Source organism: Flavobacterium sp. 83 (assembly GCF_000744835.1).
Classification (GTDB): Bacteria; Bacteroidota; Bacteroidia; order Flavobacteriales; family Flavobacteriaceae; genus Flavobacterium.
On record NZ_JQMS01000001.1, the window covers coordinates 2,845,008 to 2,865,630 of the forward strand.

General features: G+C 33.4%; 15 protein-coding genes. 6 read left to right on the forward strand and 9 right to left on the reverse strand.

The features are described 5' to 3' along the window. Positions 1–78: 78 nt before the first annotated feature. Positions 79–2,499, reverse strand: a complete 2,421-nt coding sequence (gene pheT / locus T410_RS12450) for a phenylalanine--tRNA ligase subunit beta (protein WP_035672204.1) — start codon at positions 2,497–2,499, stop codon at positions 79–81. A gap of 263 nt (positions 2,500–2,762) precedes the next feature. On the opposite strand from pheT, the gene T410_RS12455 reads away from it, so the two are divergent. Both T410_RS12455 and T410_RS12460 read left to right on the forward strand, forming a co-directional pair. Then, complete coding sequence (locus T410_RS12455) at positions 2,763–4,268, forward strand: aldehyde dehydrogenase family protein (RefSeq protein WP_035672207.1); 1,506 nt, start codon at positions 2,763–2,765, stop codon at positions 4,266–4,268. Positions 4,269–4,344: 76 nt separating this feature from the next. Beyond that, positions 4,345–4,719 carry a DUF779 domain-containing protein gene (locus T410_RS12460; RefSeq protein ID WP_035672209.1) on the forward strand — a complete coding sequence of 125 codons (375 nt, stop codon included), beginning with the start codon at positions 4,345–4,347 and terminating at the stop codon, positions 4,717–4,719. A gap of 1 nt (position 4,720) precedes the next feature. On the opposite strand, the gene T410_RS12465 is transcribed toward T410_RS12460, so the two are convergent. The 6 genes from T410_RS12465 to recG all read right to left on the reverse strand — a co-directional run bounded on the left by T410_RS12465 (position 4,721) and on the right by recG (position 14,732). Continuing rightward, entirely contained in the window at positions 4,721–5,644 is a 924-nt protein-coding gene (locus tag T410_RS12465; RefSeq protein WP_035672211.1) for an AraC family transcriptional regulator, read from the reverse strand. Between the two features lie 73 nt (positions 5,645–5,717). Then, positions 5,718–6,581, reverse strand: coding sequence for a bestrophin family protein (locus T410_RS12470; protein WP_035672213.1), 864 nt, complete (start codon positions 6,579–6,581; stop codon positions 5,718–5,720). A gap of 27 nt (positions 6,582–6,608) precedes the next feature. Further along, a complete protein-coding gene (locus T410_RS12475) occupies positions 6,609–7,919 on the reverse strand; it encodes a TolC family protein (protein ID WP_035674521.1) in 1,311 nt (436 codons plus the stop codon). Between the two features lie 115 nt (positions 7,920–8,034). Continuing rightward, positions 8,035–11,130 (reverse strand): efflux RND transporter permease subunit, encoded by a 3,096-nt coding sequence (locus T410_RS12480; RefSeq protein ID WP_035672216.1) that lies wholly within the window; start codon positions 11,128–11,130, stop codon positions 8,035–8,037. A gap of 69 nt (positions 11,131–11,199) precedes the next feature. Then, positions 11,200–12,261 (reverse strand): efflux RND transporter periplasmic adaptor subunit, encoded by a 1,062-nt coding sequence (locus tag T410_RS12485; RefSeq protein ID WP_035672218.1) that lies wholly within the window; start codon positions 12,259–12,261, stop codon positions 11,200–11,202. Between the two features lie 365 nt (positions 12,262–12,626). After that, positions 12,627–14,732: an ATP-dependent DNA helicase RecG gene (gene recG, locus T410_RS12490; protein ID WP_035672219.1), complete on the reverse strand. Its 2,106-nt coding sequence runs from the start codon at positions 14,730–14,732 to the stop codon at positions 12,627–12,629. A 255-nt stretch (positions 14,733–14,987) separates the two neighbouring features. Between recG and T410_RS12495 the strand changes: the two genes are divergently transcribed. Next, a complete protein-coding gene (locus T410_RS12495; RefSeq protein ID WP_035672221.1) occupies positions 14,988–15,431 on the forward strand; it encodes a DUF2059 domain-containing protein in 444 nt (147 codons plus the stop codon). Between the two features lie 157 nt (positions 15,432–15,588). Further along, complete coding sequence (locus T410_RS12500) at positions 15,589–16,134, forward strand: DUF1697 domain-containing protein (protein ID WP_035672223.1); 546 nt, start codon at positions 15,589–15,591, stop codon at positions 16,132–16,134. Positions 16,135–16,253: 119 nt separating this feature from the next. Here the strand turns inward: T410_RS12500 and T410_RS12505 are convergent, their stop codons facing one another. Beyond that, complete coding sequence (locus tag T410_RS12505; protein WP_035672226.1) at positions 16,254–16,991, reverse strand: diphthine--ammonia ligase; 738 nt, start codon at positions 16,989–16,991, stop codon at positions 16,254–16,256. Positions 16,992–17,095: 104 nt separating this feature from the next. Here T410_RS12505 and T410_RS12510 point away from each other — a divergent pair, with 104 nt between their 5' ends. After that, positions 17,096–19,159, forward strand: a complete 2,064-nt coding sequence (locus tag T410_RS12510; protein WP_035672228.1) for a M1 family metallopeptidase — start codon at positions 17,096–17,098, stop codon at positions 19,157–19,159. A gap of 29 nt (positions 19,160–19,188) precedes the next feature. On the opposite strand, the gene T410_RS12515 is transcribed toward T410_RS12510, so the two are convergent. Beyond that, on the reverse strand, positions 19,189–19,710 hold the full coding sequence (locus T410_RS12515; protein WP_035672229.1) for a hypothetical protein: 522 nt from the start codon (positions 19,708–19,710) through the stop codon (positions 19,189–19,191). Between the two features lie 131 nt (positions 19,711–19,841). Here T410_RS12515 and T410_RS12520 point away from each other — a divergent pair, with 131 nt between their 5' ends. Further along, complete coding sequence (locus T410_RS12520) at positions 19,842–20,609, forward strand: TSUP family transporter (protein ID WP_035674523.1); 768 nt, start codon at positions 19,842–19,844, stop codon at positions 20,607–20,609. Positions 20,610–20,623 lie beyond the last annotated feature (14 nt).

Here is a 20,623-nt window from a genome sequence, read left to right on the forward strand (position 1 = left end):
TATACAGGACTTTTTTGTGAAAAAAAAATCCCAATTCTAGATTCAGAATTGGGATTTTTTAATAGAATAAAATAGGCTTTATCTTAGGCTCGCTCCAAGCTCTGTTTCAAAATTATTTTGCAATTTACTCATGATTTTATCAATTTGAGCATCAGTTAACGTTTTTGAATTATCTTGAATAGTAAAGCTTAAGGCGTATGATTTTTTACCTTCGGGAAGATTTTGACCTTCATAAACATCAAATAGGTTGATGTCTTTCAATAGTGATTTCTCCGTTTGACGTGCAATATTGTAAATACTGTCATAAGTTATGTTTTGGTCAATTAGTAAAGCTAAATCTCTGCGAACTTCAGGGTATTTAGGAATTTCAGTATATTTTATTTTGGTTGAAATTAATTTCAAAATTAAAGCCCAGTTGAAATCAGCAAAAAATACTTCTTGTTTTATTCCAAAATGTTTTAAGATTGATTTTTTAACAACTCCTAGTTCTACTATTATGTCCTGACCAAATCCAATTGCAATTCCTTCAGAAAATACATCAGAAGTTACTGGTAAATTTTGTGTTTTTTCAATGCCTAATCTAGAAAGTATACCGTTTATATATCCTTTGAATAAAAAGAAATCCGATGGTTTTTGACCACTAGTCCAATTTTCTTTGTTTCTGTTTCCAGAAAGAAATAAAGTTAAGTGTTTGTGTTCTTCATAACCTGAAGGAAAATTATGGTATGATTTTCCAAATTCAAATAATTTTAAATCAGCATTTTTACGATTAATATTATAGGATATGGCTTCTAGTCCTGAGAATAATAAAGACTGACGCATTGTTGCTAAATCATTGCTCAAAGGATTAAGCATTGTTACATTATGAGCTGAATCTAGTACATCAGAAAGCTCAACATACGATGCAGTAGTCAATGAATTAGCCATCATTTCATTAAATCCTTGAGAATTTAATTGTGTAGCAATTGTATTTTGTATTTTATAATCCTCGTTTCTTGGGGAATTCGAAACAGTTGCATTTAGTTTTTTTGAAAAATTAATGTTGTTGTATCCATAAACTCTCAAAATTTCCTCAATAACATCAATTTCTCTTTGTACGTCAACTCGATAAGCAGGAATTGTTAATCCTAATCCGGCATCAGAAACGCTATTTACTTTTATATCTAATGAAACTAATATTTTCTTAATAGTATCTTTTGGTAATTCTTGGCCAATAATTTTAGCTACTTTACTGAAGTTTAAAAACACAGTGAAATCTTCTATTTTCTTTGGGTAGACATTAATAAGATCCGAAGTTATTTCTCCACCTGCTACTTCTTGAATCAATAAAGCCGCACGCTTTAATGCATATTCAGTAATAGTAGGATCGATTCCTCTTTCAAATCTAAAAGAAGCATCGGTGTTTAATTGATGTCTTTTGGCAGTTTTACGAATACTTACAGGATTAAAATAAGCACTTTCTAAGAAAATTGAATTTGTATTTTCTGATACTCCAGATTTTTTTCCACCAAAAACCCCTGCAATACACAATGGTCCTTTTTCATCACAAATCATTAAATCTTCCTCGTGTAATGTTCTTTCAACATCGTCAAGAGTTATGAATTTTGTTCCTGCAGTCAGCGTTTTTACAATTATTTTTCCATTTATTTTTGAAGCATCAAAAGCATGAAGCGGTTGACCTAATTCATGTAAAACATAATTAGTTACATCGACAATATTATTTTTTGGATTTATTCCAATCGCTTTCAATCTGTTTTGCAACCAAGCTGGAGATGGTTTTACTTCAATTCCAGAAATAGTTACTCCACAATATCTAGGAGCAAGTTTAGGTTCTTTTACATCAATATCAATTTTCAAAGTTCTTTTGTCCACTCTGAAATTACTCACTGAAGGTGTAATTAACTCAACGTTTACACCACTTTGTAGCATTCCGGCTCTTAAATCACGTGCTGTTCCTAAATGGCTCATTGCATCGGCACGATTGGGTGTTAGTCCAATTTCGAAAACTTCGTCATTTTCAATTTTGAAAACTTTAGCAGCAGGAGTTCCAGGTGCTAATGATTCGTCTAATATCATAATTCCGTCATGGCTTTCACCAAGACCTAACTCATCTTCGGCGCATATCATACCGTGACTTTCCTGTCCGCGTATTTTTCCTTTTTTTATAGAAAAAGCGATTCCGTCTTTATCGTATAATACAGTACCAATTGTAGCAACTGGAACTTTTTGTCCCGCTGCGACGTTGCTGGCTCCACATACAATTTGTACAGGAATACCATTGCCTAAATCGACAGTGGTTATTTTTAATCTGTCAGCATCCGGATGTTGTATGCAAGTAAGTACATGTCCAACAACGATACCTTCTAATCCGCCTTTTACCGATTGGTATTTTTCAACAATTTCGACTTCCAGACCTAAATCTGTTAGCAAAGCTGCTGTTTCTTCGGATTTCCAGTCTATTTTAATGAATTGTTTTAACCAGTTGTAAGATATTTTCATCAGTCAATTTTAATAAGATGCAAATATAAGGATTGCAGGTTGTAGTAAGAAACAATTTTTTTGGTTTTTTATAACTGATTCGCCACATTTCAATGGTCTTAAAAATGACAATTTGACAATATTCGGTATGAATATATATGAATAAAATAATAAAATAACGTTAAAAAAACATATATGAAAATTTAATGCTACTAGTTGAATGAATTGTGCTATTCTAATAATAAATAGGAGACTATTTTTGATAAAATTAAATTTATTAAGACATGGATAATATAGTAAAAAGACCTGAATTTAAGGCAACGTATGATAATTATATAGGAGGTAAATTTGTTGCGCCTATAGGAGGACAATATTTTGACGTAGTTTCTCCAATTGATGGAAAAGTATTTACAAGAGCTGCACATTCGACTAAAGTTGACATTGATTTGGCTGTTGACCATGCTCATGAAGCTTTTCAAACTTGGGGAAAAACATCCGTTACTGAACGTAGTAATTTATTGAATAAAATAGCGCAAGTTATTGAAGATAATCTTGAATATATTGCTACCGTTGAAACTATAGATAATGGTAAAGCAATCCGAGAAACTTTAGCTGCTGATATTCCATTAGCAATAGACCATTTCAGATATTTTGCTGGTGTAATTCGTGCAGAGGAAAGTTCAATTGCTGAGCTGGATTCTCAGACGGTATCTATCGCTTTGAGTGAACCTTTGGGTGTAATTGCACAAATTATTCCTTGGAATTTCCCTATTTTAATGGCGGTTTGGAAACTGGCTCCGGCATTGGCAGCAGGAAATACTGTAGTTTTGAAACCTGCTGAAAGTACGCCAATTTCAATTTTAGTTTTGATGGAATTGATAGGTGATATTCTTCCTCCAGGCGTTGTAAATATTGTAAATGGTTTTGGAGCTGAGCTTGGAAGAACTTTAGTGACGAATAAAAAAGTATCAAAAGCTGCATTTACTGGTTCTACACCAACTGGCCGTTTAGTGATGCAATATGCTACCGAAAATATTATTCCAGTTACGTTAGAGTTAGGCGGGAAATCCCCTAATATTTTTATGAAATCTGTAGGAGATGCTGATGATGATTTCTTTGATAAAGCGATTGAAGGCGCCGTAATGTTCGCTTTAAATCAAGGGGAAATTTGTACATGCCCCTCTCGCTTACTGGTTCATGAAGATATTTATGAAAAATTTATTGCCCGAGTTATTGAAAGAACTGCAGCAATAAAATTAGGAAACCCATTGGATAGAACTACTATGATGGGGGCGCAGACTTCATTAGTTCAAAAAGAAAAGATTCTAAGCTATATTAAATTAGGAAAAGAAGAAGGTGCGGAGCTGTTAATTGGTGGGGAAGAAAACCATTTAGAGGGTAACCTTTCAGGAGGTTATTATATTAAACCAACTCTTTTCAAAGGGCATAATAAAATGCGTATCTTTCAAGAAGAAATATTCGGGCCAGTTTTAGCGGTTACCACTTTTAAAACAACTGAAGAAGCTATTGCAATTGCAAACGATTCTATGTATGGTTTAGGAGCTGGAGTTTGGACGCGTGATGCGCACGAAATTTATCAGGTTCCGAGAGCTATTCAATCCGGACGTGTTTGGATAAATCAATATCATTCATATCCTGCTGGCGCTCCTTTTGGAGGATACAAACAATCCGGAATTGGTCGTGAAAATCATAAAATGATGCTTGGACATTACCGTCAGACAAAAAATATGTTGATTTCTTATGATAAAAAGAAATTAGGTTTCTTTTAGTAGTTACAGATTATTGGTTAATCTTAAACCTGGCAGATTGTATAATTTGTCAGGTTTTATTTTTAAATTTAAAAAAATGACAAAAAGACTCGAAGCTACAGAAAAAGCAATAGAATTAATTAAAATATTGCAGGAAAAACATGGCGATTTGATGTTTTATCAAGCAGGAGGTTGTTGTGAAGGAACACAGCCACAATGTTTTGAAAAAGGAGGTTTCTACCAGCGAATGGGAGATGTTTGTATTGGTACAATCGAAAATACTGAATTTTGGGTAGATAAGGACTTATTCGAATATTGGAAACATGCACATTTTACTTTGGATGTAATTGATGCTTTTGGAGTGGGTGGATTTTCACTTGAAACCCCATTAAAAAAAACATTCCGAATTGAATATCGCATTTTTACGCCAGAAGAGGAGCAAACACTCGAGACTTTAAAATACATTGAATAAATTAATTTACATACAATAACTGATACTGTTTTGGAGTAATTCCTTCGTACTTTTTAAACAAACGAATAAAATAATTGGAATCTTCAAAACCAGATAAATAGCACACTTCATTAATTTGTATGGTTGGATTTTTCAATAATTGTTTAGCACATCTTATTTTTTCGCTAATTACAAATTCTATCGGACTCATGCCTAATTCTCTTTTAAAAAGTCTATAGAAAGAAGTGGTACTCATACATGCTTTTTCGCTCAAATTTTTCATGCTGATATTTTCTTTTAAATTCAATCGGATGAATTCGACCACTTGAGTGATAGGATTTTTTGGATCTGTAAAAAGACCATCATCAATTGCTTTTGCAGTTTGCGTTTGAATAATACGAATTAATAATTCCTGCAAAGTCAAATCAGCTAAAGCATCTTTGGTAATTGAAGTGCTCATGCATTCTTTTATTAATTTATTAATTGTTGTCGCTAATTCTACATTGTTATAAAAAAAATAATTTTGATAATTCAATTGCCAGAATTGTGTATTGCCTTCTTTTGGATAGCGTTCGTTTAAGAATTGTAATGTATCAGTAATTTTAGTTTGGTCTATCGCCAAAGCCAAACACTGTGTAGGATTACTTTTTGTAGCTTCTGGAAAATCAATTTTCATTTCTACATTCGAAGGAATAACGACCGTTTCTCCTGGTAAATATTCAAAACTGGGATCATCAAAAAGATGCATTATTTTTTTGCCTCGTAACATGCTTGTTACCACTAAATCATTAAACTTCAAAGGAACTAACGTAGAAGATTCATAGGTTTCAAAAAGATTTAGCTCACAATGGTTTAAAGAATAAACAGTTCTGTTTTCAACTAATGTTTTCAATGATTTCTCATTTGATAAATGAGGCGGATTTATTAAAGCACGATTGTTATTCATAGTTTCAAACTTGATAAAGACAAAGTTTAAATTTAATGAAAATAATTAGAACAGTCACACAGTTTAACAAATTTTAAATTAATTCTTCCACATGTTTCTTTATGTTTTCGGCAATTTTATGAGTGGGTAAATCATTTTCATCAGTCCCAAAAGGATCTTCGATTTCCTCGGCAATTAATTCTAAACTAGCCAAAACATAAAAGATAAAAACAACAACTGGTGCCACATAATAACCAAGGCTGAATGAATAGCCAAAAGGTAAAGTCATTACATAAAAGAAGATGAATTTTTTAATAAAAGCACTGTAAGAGTAGGGTATAGGCGTGTTTTTGATTCTTTCGCAAGCGCCACAAATTTCAGTAAAGGATAGTACTTCAGCATTTAAAATGATCAATTGGTCACCGGTTATTTTCTTTGAAGTATATAAATCATTGATTTTTTGAAATAGCATTTTTGCTACCTGATTGGGTTTGTGTTTATGATGGTCAATTTCTAAATCTACACCATCAAATAATTGCTTACTGGTATCTGCATCATTCAAATGTTTGTGCAAAATGGAAGCATAACTGGGAATCATTTTTCTAAAATAATTGCGATCTTTTTCATCCTGTAAGATTACCGATAATTTGATGGCAAAATTACGACTGTTATTGACTAAAGCTCCCCACATTTTGCGGCCTTCCCACCAACGGTCATAAGCAGTATTAGTTCTAAAAACTAATAATAACGAAATCACAAAACCCAACATTCCGTGCATGATAGTAATATTCTTAATGTAGCTATTGTCAGCTAATTGCCAATATTCAACTTCCAGATAACCAATAATTCCTGAGTAAACGCCTATAGCAAGCATTACCGGAAACAAAGTTCTAAAGGTATCTGCCTTATGAAAACGAAAAATAAATGTAAACCAATCCTTAGTATTGTATGAAATCATTTAGGCTAATTTTTTTCTAAATTTAAATTAAAAAACAATAGTTCCAGCTAATTCTTTCAAAGCAATTTCAGATAATTTTGCTTGAAATTGCGCATCGTTGTAACGCACTTTTGCATTGACATAATTCAATTGCGCGGTTCTAAATTCTAAAGTAGTTATGGTTCCTATTCTAAATTTATCCAATGTAATATTCAGATTTTGTTTGGCAATAGCTTCATTTTTTTCTTCTAAAGTTATCAGTTCTAAATTTGTCAAATAGGTTTGATAGGAAGTTGCCAACTGTGAATTTAGAATCTGATTTTGTTGATCGATCGCTATTTTAGAATTGTCAATTTGAATCTGGCTAATTTTCTCGTTTCGGTTTTGTGCAAATCCATCAAATAAATTCAAGGAAGCGCTAAAACCATAATTGAGTCCCCTTGATGAAGATTGTGTGGTAAAACCAAGACTGGATTGACTTTCAGAAAAATTATATCCGGTATTTAGTTTCACTGTTGGATAGCGTCCTGCTTTTATTTGCTTCAATTGTAATTCAACAACATTCTTATTGATAATTTGTGTTTCTAATTGTGGATTTTGCTTTTCAGCTAAAGCATTTAATTCAGCTAATACTAGTGTATTATCTACTACAATTAAATCCACCACTTTGAAATCAATTTTAGCATCTCGTGCAAGTATATGATTCAATTGAATTTTAGTATTAGCCAATAATTCCTTTTGCCTCAGTAAGGTCACTTTATCAGTATTTAAATCGACTTGCGCATTTAAAACTTCCAATTTTGATGCTTTCCCAATTGTGAATCGGTTCTGAGCCAAAGTCAATCGCTGGTTTGAAATAACTATTGTAGAATCTAAAGCAGATAATTGCTGTTGTTGTTGAACCAAATCAAAATAAGTAGCATGAACATCGCTTATTTTTGTAATTATGGTTAGTTTTAATTGTGCTTCACCCAATTTCTGTAACTGTTTCAATTGGTCCATTTTTGCAAACATTTTGAATCCGTCAAAAACAGTCCAATCTAATCCCACCCCATAAGTCAAACTATTGTTTTTAGCATTATCAAGTTTATTCACGGTCCCGTCTGAACGTGTTTGTGAAATGTTTTGAATACCATTATTATCAGTAATTGTAGCTGTCGCTTTTGGCAACATTCCTGCATTTCCAGAACTTACGTTGGTTTTGTCAATCAATAAATTGTTTGATGCAATTTTGATTTCATAATTGTTTTCCAATGCAATTTTTACAGCATCTTCAATCGTTAATACTTCTTGAGCATTAGTTTTTATAACACAAAAAAGTATTAAAATGATACTTTGAAATAGAATTTTAGTGTTCATCATAATTATATTTTTATTCCACGAATTAATTTTGAAAAACGTACTTAGTAGTTAATTTTAAATTTAAAAAAAACAGTAAATCAGTTTTATCTAAATGAACTATGTTTCATTTAAATTATTTTACTCCTTTTTCATATTCTTCAATATGATCAAATTCAGGGTAATGTTTTCTGGCTTTAGACCACATTAAATACATGGCAGGAATAACGAATAAGGTTAAAACTAAAGAGAAAATAGTTCCACCTACAATAACAACTCCCATCCCAATTCTGCTGGTTGAAGCAGCACCAAGTGACATTGCAATAGGCAATGCTCCTAATGAAATAGCCAAACTGGTCATTAAAATTGGACGTAATCTCGCTTCTGATGCTTCTAAAATAGCATCAATTTTTGATTTTCCCTGTTCTCGCAGCTGATTCGCAAATTCTACTATCAGAATTCCATTTTTGGTTACCAAACCAATTAACATTACAGTTCCAATTTGGCTGAAAATATTCCAGGTTTGACCAAAAAGCCATAACGAAAATAATGCCCCGGCAACTGCCATTGGTACAGTTAAAATGATAATGAAAGGATCAATAAAACTTTCAAATTGTGCTGCTAGAATCAAAAATATAAGTAATAATGCTAAACCAAAAGCAAAAGAAGTATTTGAGCTACTTTCTACAAAATCTCTAGATTCTCCACCTAAATCGGTTGTGAAAGTATCGTCTAAAACTTTGGCTTTTATCTCATTCATCGCATCAATTCCATCGCTGATACTTTTGCCAGGAGCAAGACCTGCCGAAATAGTTGCAGACATATAGCGGTTATTATGATACAATTGCGGAGGATTACTTTTTTCTTCAATACTAACCACATTATCCATTTGTATTAATTCCCCTTTATTATTTTTTACATACATCGAGGTTAAATCCAATGGTTTTGAACGGTCTTCTTGATTAAACTGCCCAATTACCTGATATTGCTTTCCATTTCTCATAAAGTAACCAAAACGTTGGCCACTTAAAGAAAGTTGCAAGGTTTGCGCGATATCAATTACGGATATTCCTAAACTCTCCGCTTTTTCTCTATTTATGCTTACGTTAACTTCAGGTTTGTTAAATTTTAAATTCACATCACTTACTGCAAAAGTTGGATTTTTACCTACTTCATCCATAAACAATGGAATTTTTTCTCTTAATTTCTCAAAGTTTGGAGCTTGAATAATATATTGAATCGGTAAACCTCCACGTCTGTTTACAGCAATCGTAGGTTGTTCAATTACTGAGGTTTTTGCATCAGGATATTGTTTGGACCATTTAGTCAATTTTTGTGCAATCTCTTTTTGGGAATCCTTTCTTTCGTTTGGTTCTACCAAAGAAACCCGAATAAATCCACTATTCACAGATGAAGATCCAAATCCAGGTGAAGTAATCACTAAACTCACTTTTTTTCCAGGAATGGAATCATCTACTAATTTTGACATTTCCTGCATGAAACGATCGGTATATTCATAGGTAGATCCTTCAGGAGTTGACATTCGCATTACAAATCCACTACGGTCATCATATGGGGCAGTTTCTTTTTGCAAAATATTGAAAAACAAATAAATCAGTCCAAAACAAGCAATCAAAATGGGAAAACTCAACCACTTCCTTTTCATGAAACGCTTCAATGAATTAGCGTAACTACTGTTTAATTTTTCAAAATATGGTTCTGTACGAATATAGAATTTTGATTTTTTTTGTTCGCCACCTTTCATCAAATAGGCATTCAACATAGGGGTTAAGGTCAATGATACAAATGCTGAAATTAGTACTGCAGCACCAATAACCACACCGAATTCCCTAAACAACCGCCCAACAAATCCTTCGAGGAAAATTACAGGTAAAAATACAGCGGCTAAGGTTATCGATATTGAAATTACTGCAAAAAATATTTCATTAGATCCTTTTATAGCTGCTTCAATAGGTGTCATGCCTTCTTCTACTTTCTTGAAAATATTTTCGGTTACCACAATTCCATCATCGACCACAAGACCAGTAGCAAGAACAATCGCCAGTAAAGTCAATACATTTATCGAAAACCCAAAAAGCCACATAATAAAGAATGTTGCAATCAACGAAACGGGAATATCAATTAAAGGTCTGAAAGCAATAGCCCAATCTCTAAAGAATAAATAGATAATTAAAATTACCAAAATGATAGAAATCCCTAAAGTTTCGGCTACTTCAATAACTGATTTTTTTACAAATATGGTATTGTCGATGGCGATATTTAACTTAATATCTTTAGGTAAGTCTTTTTTTAATTTTTCGAATTCTTTATAAAAAGCGGCAGAGATATCTAAATAATTAGCTCCGGGAAGTGGCACAATAGCCACACCAACTAAAGGCGTGCCTGATTGTGTCATTTGAGTTTCGGTATTTTCAGGACCTAGACTTGCTGTTCCTATGTCGCTTAAGCGAATTACTTTTTCACCAACTGAACGTATAATGATGTTGTTGAATTCTTCAGGTTTGGATAGATTTCCAACTGTTTTAACGGTAAGTTCCGTGTTTTTTCCTGTCAATTTTCCTGAAGGGAGTTCCACATTTTGTTTATTCAACGCATCTCGAACATCCGAAATCGTACAGCCATAAGACGCTAATTTCACTGGGTCAATCCACAAGCGCATTGCGTATCTTTTTTGTCCCCAAATTTGAACACCACTTACTCCTGGAATCGTTTCTAATCGTTGCGAAATTACATTTTCGGCATAATCGCTAAGTTCCAATGCATTTCTGGTATCACTTTGTACCGTCATCGAAATAATGGCCTCACCATTGGCATCTGCCTTAGAAACAACTGGGGGAGCGTCAATATCTTGTGGTAAGTTTCTTACTGCTTGTGAAACTTTATCACGTACATCATTGGCCGCCTCTTCAAGATTTTTATCTAAATTAAATTCGATTGTAATATTACTGCTTCCCTGAGCACTTGAAGAAGTTACGTTTCTGATTCCATCAATGGAGTTAATGGCTTTTTCAAGAGGTTCAGTAATTTGGGATTCAATAATATCTGAATTGGCTCCGGCATAGTTTGTCCGAATCGAAATTTGGGCCGGGTCAATCGATGGAAATTCTCGAACTCCCAAAAAACTATATCCAATAAGACCAAACAATACAATTGCTAAATTAATGACAATGGTAAATACGGGCCTTCTTATACTTGTGGTAGATAAACTCATTTAAATTTTAGTTTTTTTATAGCTAATTTTTAGAATTATGATCGCTATTGTTAATGGGAGATCTTAAATCTATTTTATGATTGTTACTTTTACAGGAGTTTCGTCTTTTAAGGTCATTACGGCACTTGTAATAACAGTGTCTCCCGCTTTTAAGCCTGAAAGGACTAAAATAGAAGCATCAGTTCTTGTTGCAGTTTCAATCATTACTTCTTTAGCCATTCCATTGCTTGAGATGAAAACTTTTTTCCCGTTTTGTACCGGAATAATTGCTTCTGTAGGAACTACGATGGCATCTTTGATGATGTCCAAAGGCAATTCAACATTAGCAAATGTTCCGGGTAATAATTTTCCGTTTTTGTTTTCTGCAATTGCTCGAACTTGTAAAGTTCTTGTTGCCACTTCTACTCCTGGCTCGATTGCATACACTCGAGCTGTAAATTTTTCAGAAGAACCTGCGACAGTAAATGTTAATTGGGTATTGGTTTTTACTTGAGTTGCGTATTTTTCAGGAATCGAAAAAGTAATTTTTAGTTTGCCAATATTGACCAATTTAGCCACAAGAATAGTTGGTGTAATATAAGTTCCTGGCGAAATAGAACGCAATCCTATTTTTCCTGAAAATGGTGCTCTTACTGATGTTTTTGAAATTTGTGCTTTAATAAGTTGACTTTGAGATTGTGCCGATTTTAAATCAGCTTTTGCAATGTCATATTCTTCTTGACTTATGGCCTCTTTTTGCAATAATAATTTGGCTCTTCTTTCGTTTTCAGAAGCTAGACCTTCTTTAGTGGTCATTTGTCTCAGTTGTGCTCTCAGTTCAATATCATTTACTTTAAACAGCACTTGTCCCTTACTGACATTACTGCCTTCCTGAAAATAGATACCTTCAACAATACCAGAAACTTCGCTTCTTATTTCAACTTGTTCATTTGCTTCAATAGAACCAGAAAGCGATAGATTATTATCAAAGGTTTGCGTATGAACAATAATCCCGTTTACACTAATAGGTTTGTCTTTTCCACCTTTATCATTTCCTGCTTCATTTTCGCTTTTATTTGCATTAATTCGGTAACCAATAAATCCAATGATTCCAGCGGTTAATAAGGTATAAACTAGGTATTTTATTTTCATGAGATGAAGGTAATATTGTGTTAAAGAATACTATTTATGATTGATTTAACAAAACTAGGTTTTACTATTGGGAATATTTGTTTTGTTGATTTTTATTTAACGTTTGTACATACAAACATTAACATTAAGAAAATTTTGAATGACAAATAATATAAAATGACTCCAATTGTTAGAATTTATTAGACTGATAAAAACGGCATTGGTTTAACCCGTAAATCTAAAAAAAATGTTTTTGGAGAATTTATTTCAGGAAAGAGGAACTACTGAATTGATTTATCCAATAAGAACTGCTATGCTTTTTTACTAGTGAAAAGGTACATGAATTTGTATTTCTTATATAGTTTAAAGAAAATATATAAAGTAGCTTAACTAATGTAATTCCAGATGTTTTTCTTTTTGGTCATTTCGATAAAAACAGCTCGCAAATTAGTATGCTCCGGTTTTTGCATGCCCGCATCTTCCTTGAGTAATTTTAAAGCGTAATTTCTGGCTAATGCCAAAGTATCTCTATCTCGAACTAAATCTGCAATCTGAAGGTTTAGTACACCACTTTGTTGCGTTCCCATCAAATCGCCAGGACCACGAAGTTTTAAGTCTACTTCGGCAATTTCGAAGCCATCATTGGTCTGCACCATCGTTTCCATTCGGGTTTTACTGTCGGAACTCAATTTATGGCTCGTCATCAGGATGCAATAACTTTGCTCTGCACCACGACCCACGCGGCCGCGAAGCTGATGCAATTGCGACAATCCAAACCGTTCGGCACTTTCTATAATCATCACACTGGCGTTAGGAACATTGACACCGACCTCAATAACGGTTGTGGCGACCATAATATTGGTTTTTCCTTCCGAAAAACGTTTCATTTCAGCATCTTTATCTGCAGGTTTCATCTTTCCGTGCAATATGGAAATCGAATATTGTGGCAACGGAAAATCTCTTGAAATACTTTCGTAACCGTCCATTAAATCCTTGAAATCCATTTTTTCTGATTCTTGGATGAGCGGATACACAATATAGATTTGTCTTCCCAAAGCAATTTCGTCTCGAAGGAATTTCCAAACTTTCAATCTGTTGCTGTCAAATCGGTGAACGGTTTGAATCGGTTTTCGTCCCGGAGGCAATTCATCAATTACAGAAATGTCTAAATCGCCATACAAACTCATCGCCAAAGTTCGTGGAATAGGGGTGGCGGTCATCACCAAAACGTGTGGCGGAATCACATTTTTCTTCCACAATTTAGAGCGTTGTTCTACACCAAAACGGTGTTGTTCATCAATTACAGCGAGTCCTAAATTCTTAAATTTTACTTTGTCTTCCAATAAAGCATGCGTTCCGATAAGAATGTGTAACGTACCGTTTTCCAGTTCTTCATGAATAATTCTGCGTTGTGCTATTTTAGTCGAACCCGTTAATATTCTGATATTGATATTTAAGGTTTCTGCCAATTCGGATAAACCAATGAAATGCTGATTAGCCAAGATTTCTGTAGGAGCCATCAAGCACGCTTGGAAACCATTATCAAGTGCCAAAAGCATGCTCATAAAAGCCACAATTGTTTTCCCGGAACCTACATCGCCTTGCAGCAATCGGTTCATTTGGGCGTTGCTACCCATGTCCGTTCGGATTTCTTTAATGACTCTTTTTTGGGCATTTGTCAATTGAAAAGGCAAATGATGCTGATAAAAATCATTGAAATTTTCGCCTACAATTGCAAACGGATGTCCTTTTATCTTATGTTTCCTGATGAGATTCTTCGTGATTAATTGCAACTGAATAAAGAACAATTCTTCGAAAATTAATCGGAATTTGGCTTTCGCCAAAACATCAGCGCTTTTTGGAAAATGAATGTTGAATAAAGCTGCTTTTTTAGGAATCAGCTTCAGTTCGTTGATTAAATAATCCGGCAAGGTTTCTGTAAATAATGCCTGCGTTTCCAGAAACAATTGCTGCATCAATTTATTAATCACCCGGTTTGAAATCCCCCGATTTGTTAAGGTTTCTGTCGAAGGATATACGGGTTGCATCGCAGAACGCAGACTTTGTTCATGCTCGGTCATCAGTTCGATTTCGGGATGCGCCATATTGAAAGCATTCCCAAAAGACGTGCATTTACCAAAAATCACACACATTTCATTCAACTTTAAACTCTCCCGAATCCATTTGTGACCTTGAAACCAAACGAGTTCCATTTGTCCCGTATCATCCACAAAAGTCGCTACTAATCGTTTTTGGTTTCGACCAAATTCAACGGTTTTAATGTTGATGATTTTACCGATAATCTGAACTTCGGCAATATTGTTTTGCAGTTCGTTAATCTTGTAGTACCGCGTCCTGTCAATATATCTATTGGGAAAAAAATTAACCAAATCCTGATACTTATAAATCCCCAATTCCTTGCGCAGCAATTCGCCCCGATTGGGACCAACGCCTTTTAGGTATTCTATTGGAGTGAGTAGGAGGTTGCTCATTTGGATTATTTGACTGCTGGATTATTAGACTTTTAGATATGTGATTTAAAAAGCTATAAAATCTTTAGATGTTTAAATAATTTAATCTTTCAATTAAGAAAAAGCGAAGATAGTTTTTTGTTTGGAAATTTGGAAATGGGATTGTTTAGAAATAGAGTAGGAAAATATGTATATTTGAGAAATGAATTGTATTATTCATTTGATATGTTTTCATTTAAACATATTACTGATCCTAATTATAAATATAATAATTAAATGAAACGATTTTCAATTACACTATTTTTATGTGGGCTTCTCACAAGCGGATTTTCACAATCTTCATCAAAAAAAGATAATATTAAAAACCTTCTTGAATTAACTGGTTCTGGAAAATTAGGAGTCCAAGTTGGACAAAATATGATTAATAGCTTTAAAAAAAGTTATCCTAACGTACCTGTTGAATTTTGGGATGATTTTTTAAAAGAAATGAATTCTGACACTCTAATAAATTTGATTATTCCAATTTATGACAAATATTATACTGAATCAGAAATAAAACAATTATCTGAATTTTATCAGTCCTCTTTAGGAAAGAAAGTAATATCTACAATGCCGTTAGTTGTAAAAGAATCAATGCAAGTTGGACAAACTTGGGGGAAAGAGATTGGAGAAAAAGTATATAGTGATCTAAAGGAAAAAGGGTTTGCGCCAAAAGAATAATAATCACAGTCGACTAATCCTCGCTCTAAGTGTTTATTAATTTTCTAAGATTTCTTTATTTAAAATTAATAGTTTATTATAAAGTAATGAGATACTAAACTAAAGTTTTAAATTTCCTCAAAACACAATATCTTCGCAAAAACAAAACACCATAATAATGACAACTCATCTCGCATTGCTTCGCGGCATCAACGTTTCAGGTCACAGTATGATAAAAATGGAGGCGCTAAAAACGACTTTGGAAGCCATTGGTTTTCAAAATGTGCAAACGTATATTCAATCAGGAAATGTTTTTGTAGATATTGAGGAGGAAAATCCTGCGGCTGTTGGTTTCAAAATCAAGCAGGAAATTTTCAAGGCTTTTGGTCATGAAGTGCCAGTTGTGGTTATTAGTTCCGCAGATTTAGAAGCGTGTTTCAAGAATAATCCTTTCTTAAAGGAAAAAGATATTGATACAAAAAAGTTATATGTTGCGTTTATTTCTACTACGTTGCAAAGCACCAGTATGAATGATTTAAAAATTAGTCAGTTCAAGCCGGATGAAGCCAGTATTGACGGTAGCAGAATTTTTATTAAATACGCTGTTGGAGCCGGAAAGACTAGATTTGATCAAAAATACATTGAGAAAAAACTGAATGTTACCGCAACAATCAGGAACTGGAATACAGTGACGCAATTGCTGAAAATGTACGAGGAGCGCTAAGCCAATAAAGATTTTAGAGGATATTTAAACCGCTAATTCGCCAATTTTAAAAGTTAGGATTTATTTTGAATTTGCGAATTAGCGGTAATTTTTTTTAGCTACCTGAAAGAATAGATTGATTATTTTTTAATCAAATCACAATACCAAAATCCATAATCAAACGCATCAGTAGCGCTCGTGTCGCAAGCGGTATTTGAGGAATCTTCTTCTTTTGGTTTTTCGTATTTTCTATAAACGATTTCGCCAATTTCGAAATCTATGGGTTTAGAGAAAATCGGGCCGTCAAAAGTGAACGTATGAAACTCACCATTTTCACCACAAACATCAACGTTTTCTGGTAAATCGTTGATAAAATCTTGGTCGATAATTCTTCCAACAAAGCTTTTGTTCAGAAACTGTTCGTTGACGCAAACGACAATTGTTTTAAATCCTAAGCTAATAAATTCCTGAATCAAATCTTTCGTTGGAATTTTCCAAAGCGGAAAAATGCCTTCAAAACCTATTTCGGCTAATTTGTCTTCTCTGTATTTACGTAAATCTTCCAGAAATATATCTCCAAAAATCGAATGTGTAACATCTTGCTCTTTTAGTTTTGTCAATGTTTCCCGCATGACTTTTTCATAGACTTCCATTGTAGGCATTTCGGGAATTTGCATGATTTCAAGCGGTAATCCAATACTTTGCGCTTGTTCTTCTAATAATTCTACCCGAACGCCGTGCATCGAAATGCGTTGAAATTGTTGATTTACGCTGGTAAGCAAACAGGTAATATCGAATTCAGAATTTTGTAATGTTTTATATAAGGCAAGCGCAGAATCTTTTCCGCTGCTCCAATTAAATAGGGCTTTCTTTTTCAATGGTAGTGTATTGAGGTTTTCTGGGGGTAAACTTACAAAATTTGCACTATTAGTTTGGGAAACCTTTGTAACTTTGGGAATCCTAGTTTTAACTTTTGGAATCCATGAAATATATTTTCCTCTTACTATCTGCCATAACATTCGCACAGCAAACCAAATCTGTAGATTTCAAAATCGTTCAAGGACAAATAACAATTAATCCGAAAGACAAATCCGTAAGAGGAGCGGTTAGTTATTGGTTTGATGTTTTAAATCCTATAGATACCATTAAAATCGATGCGCAAAATATGAATTTTACCGATGTAGAATTGAATCAGAAACAAATTCAATTTACTACTGATGGAAAGCAAATTCTATTGATTTCAGCTTTTAAAAAAGGAACCAATAACATTAGTTTCAATTATGTTGCTAAACCTAAGCAAGCGCTATATTTTGTTGGCTCTGAGGAAAAAGATAATGTGCAAATCTGGACGCAGGGACAAGGAAAAAATACCAGCAATTGGCTTCCAAGTTTTGATGATGTTAAGGAGAAAGTGATTTTTAGTTTGGAAGTAGTTGTTGATTCAAAATGCCAAGTGATTTCAAACGGATTTTTAAAAAGCAAAGTAAATAACAATTCGATGACCTATTGGAAATTTAACATGCAAAAACCAATGAGTTCTTATTTGCTAATGCTTGCCATCGGGAAATTTGAAAAACAAATACAAAGTTCAAATTCGGGGATTCCATTAGAAATGTATTATGAACCGAAAGACAAATCTAAATTTGAACCCACCTATCGCTATTCTAAGGAATTATTTAATTTTTTGGAAAAAGAAATAGGAGTAAAGTATCCTTGGGGAATTTATAAACAAGCTCCTGTTCGGGAATTTTTGTACGCCGGAATGGAAAATACTTCAGCAACATTATTTTCTACGCGCTATGTGGTAGATTCTATAGCTTTTGAAGATCGAAGTTATACCAATGTAAATGCACATGAATTGGCGCACCAATGGTTTGGAAATTTGGTCACTGCCGAAAGCAGTAAACACCATTGGCTGCAGGAAGGGTTTGCAACCTATTATGCGTTACTGGCTGAGAAGGAAATTTACGGGGAAGATTATTTTTATTCCAAATTATATGAATCGGCTCAACAATTAAAATTTGCTTCCAGAAGCGATACAATTCCTGTTTTGAATGCCAAAGCGAGTTCGTTGTCTTTCTATCAAAAAGGCGCTTGGGCACTTTTTGTTTTACACGAAGCAATAGGAGATAAAGCATTTAAAAAAGCTGTAAAAAGTTACTTGAAAAAGCATTCGTTTGAAACCGTAAATACACAAGATTTCTTTGCGGAAATAAAAAAAGTATCTGATTATAACTTGAATAAATTTAGTAAAGTATGGCTTGAATCAACTGTTTTTAATACGCAACAGGCTAATATTTTGTTGAATAAAAATAAATCAATTCAAGTGTTATTTGAAGTAGAAAAATTAAAAAATAAACCGTTGTCTGAGAAAGAAGATTTTTTCGCGAAAACGTTACAATCGGATGTTTATTTTGCGGTTAAAGAAGCAATTGTTAATCAATTAAAACTAGAGAAATTCGAAGATAAAGTCGCACTTTTAAGCCTGGCTTTGGCTACTAAAAACGTACAAGTTCGCCAAGCAGTTGCGGCATCATTAAATGAAATTCCAGAAAGTTTTAGAACACAATATGAAACTTTACTCGACGATATGTCCTATCAAACACAGGAAATTGCGTTATATAATTTGTGGAATAATTTTCCTGGGAAGCGCACTGAATATTTAGATAAGTCAAAAAATTGGCAAGGTTTCAATGATTATAATTTAAGAACACTTTGGTTGTCTCTGGCATTATCCACGGATGATTATGGTACTGATAAAGAAGCTTTGATAAACGAATTAATCAATTATTCATCATCAAATTATGAAGCTAATACAAGACAAAATGCTTTAGAGAAACTACTTGCTTTTAATATAATCAATGACGAAGTATTACAAAATTTAGTCAATGCAACCACACATCATATGTGGCAATTTTCGAAATTTGGAAGGGATAGTATCAGGAAACTGCTTAAAAATAAGGAAATGAGAGTTTCATTCGAAAGAATTTTGCTTAATTTAAATGAAATTGAGCAATTTCAATTGAATCGATTATTGAAAGAATAAAAGTTCATTTAAGAAATGGTACTAATATCCTACCACAATTGTCCAACTTCATTTTTGATATACGCTAAAGCAGCATTACTTGGAGATTGTTTTTCCATTAAATCATTCAAAAGCACTTCACGCAATTTGTCCGCACTATCCACACGATCACTCATATTTGCTTTGCGAATCATTTGAATGGTAGCATTTTTTGCTGTTACAATAATGGTCCAACATTCATCAGACATATAAATTTGCTGTGTCAAATTATGTTCAAACTCCTGTTCGATTTGTGCAATTATAAGATTTTCATAATCATTTTTATCCTGTGAAAGAGGAGAAATTCGAATCAATAATTTGGTAGGATTGATTCGTTCCATATACAATGTCATGCGTTCAAATGCTTGTAAGCGCAAGGGCAAAGCGTTTTTTTGTGCCTCTTTGTTTAATAAATAACGGCGTCTTCCTTCTTCGTTTTTGGTATGTAGATCAAAAAAATAATAGGCCACAACCCCTGTAACAACTGCTGGTAAAGTATAACTTAATAATTCTATAATTGGTAATGATTCCATTTTTATTTTAAAATTTAGTAAAGCAAAAATATACTTTTTTGACTACAAATCAACTTGATTTTATTAGCAATAAAGCAATTCGAATAGTATTTTTACCATTTCTTCCGGATTATTTAATATCGACAATTAGAATGGAAACGTACATATTGGTTTTACTTTGTTTAGCCGCTTTTGCTGCAGGATTTATAGATGCGATTGTAGGCGGCGGCGGACTGATACAAACACCTATGGGCTTGATATTATTGCCTAATTTACCAGTTTCAACAGTAATTGGAACCTTGAAAGTTCCTGCTTTTAGCGGTACTTCTTTTGCAGCCTATCAATATCTTAAAAAGGTTGATATGAACTGGAAATTGCTAGGAATTATGATGCTTTTGGCTTTTCCGTCTGCATTTTTAGGTTCTACATTATTGACGTATGTAAGTAATGATTTCATGAAGCCATTATTACTTGTTGTGCTTTCATTTTTAGTAGTTTATACCTACGCAAAGAAAAATTTTGGGCAACATATTGAAAAAACACATTCTCCCAGAACACAAATCTTAAATGCTATAGGAATCAGTTTTGTAGTTGGCTTATACGATGGATTTATTGGTCCTGGAACAGGTAGCTTTCTTGTGGTTGCATTTATCGCTATTATGGGATTCGATTTTTTGCATGCTTCCGCAAATGCTAAAATGGTGAATCTATCGACGAACTTTGGTTCTATTTGTCTGTTTATTTTGAAAGGTAAAATCATTTGGGCAATAGCACTGCCAATGGCTGCTAGTAATGCTTTTGGTGGATGGATTGGAGCAAAACTAGCTATAAACAAAGGAAATAGTTTTATTCGAATTTTCTTTTTGGTGGTTGTAATCGGTACATTAATCCGTTTTGCTTATGATGTGTTTTTTAAATAATAAATACAGAATAT

Excerpts from the sequence above, each read along its gene's own strand:
- pheT (WP_035672204.1), bottom strand. The coding sequence starts at position 2,499 with ATGAAAATATCTTACAACTGGTTAAAACAATTCATTAAAATAGACTGG.
- T410_RS12455 (WP_035672207.1), top strand. The coding sequence starts at position 2,763 with ATGGATAATATAGTAAAAAGACCTGAATTTAAGGCAACGTATGATAAT.
- T410_RS12460 (WP_035672209.1), top strand. The coding sequence starts at position 4,345 with ATGACAAAAAGACTCGAAGCTACAGAAAAAGCAATAGAATTAATTAAA.
- T410_RS12465 (WP_035672211.1), bottom strand. The coding sequence starts at position 5,644 with ATGAATAACAATCGTGCTTTAATAAATCCGCCTCATTTATCAAATGAG.
- T410_RS12470 (WP_035672213.1), bottom strand. The coding sequence starts at position 6,581 with ATGATTTCATACAATACTAAGGATTGGTTTACATTTATTTTTCGTTTT.
- T410_RS12475 (WP_035674521.1), bottom strand. The coding sequence starts at position 7,919 with ATGAACACTAAAATTCTATTTCAAAGTATCATTTTAATACTTTTTTGT.
- T410_RS12480 (WP_035672216.1), bottom strand. The coding sequence starts at position 11,130 with ATGAGTTTATCTACCACAAGTATAAGAAGGCCCGTATTTACCATTGTC.
- T410_RS12485 (WP_035672218.1), bottom strand. The coding sequence starts at position 12,261 with ATGAAAATAAAATACCTAGTTTATACCTTATTAACCGCTGGAATCATT.
- recG (WP_035672219.1), bottom strand. The coding sequence starts at position 14,732 with ATGAGCAACCTCCTACTCACTCCAATAGAATACCTAAAAGGCGTTGGT.
- T410_RS12495 (WP_035672221.1), top strand. The coding sequence starts at position 14,988 with ATGAAACGATTTTCAATTACACTATTTTTATGTGGGCTTCTCACAAGC.
- T410_RS12500 (WP_035672223.1), top strand. The coding sequence starts at position 15,589 with ATGACAACTCATCTCGCATTGCTTCGCGGCATCAACGTTTCAGGTCAC.
- T410_RS12510 (WP_035672228.1), top strand. The coding sequence starts at position 17,096 with ATGAAATATATTTTCCTCTTACTATCTGCCATAACATTCGCACAGCAA.
- T410_RS12515 (WP_035672229.1), bottom strand. The coding sequence starts at position 19,710 with ATGGAATCATTACCAATTATAGAATTATTAAGTTATACTTTACCAGCA.
- T410_RS12520 (WP_035674523.1), top strand. The coding sequence starts at position 19,842 with ATGGAAACGTACATATTGGTTTTACTTTGTTTAGCCGCTTTTGCTGCA.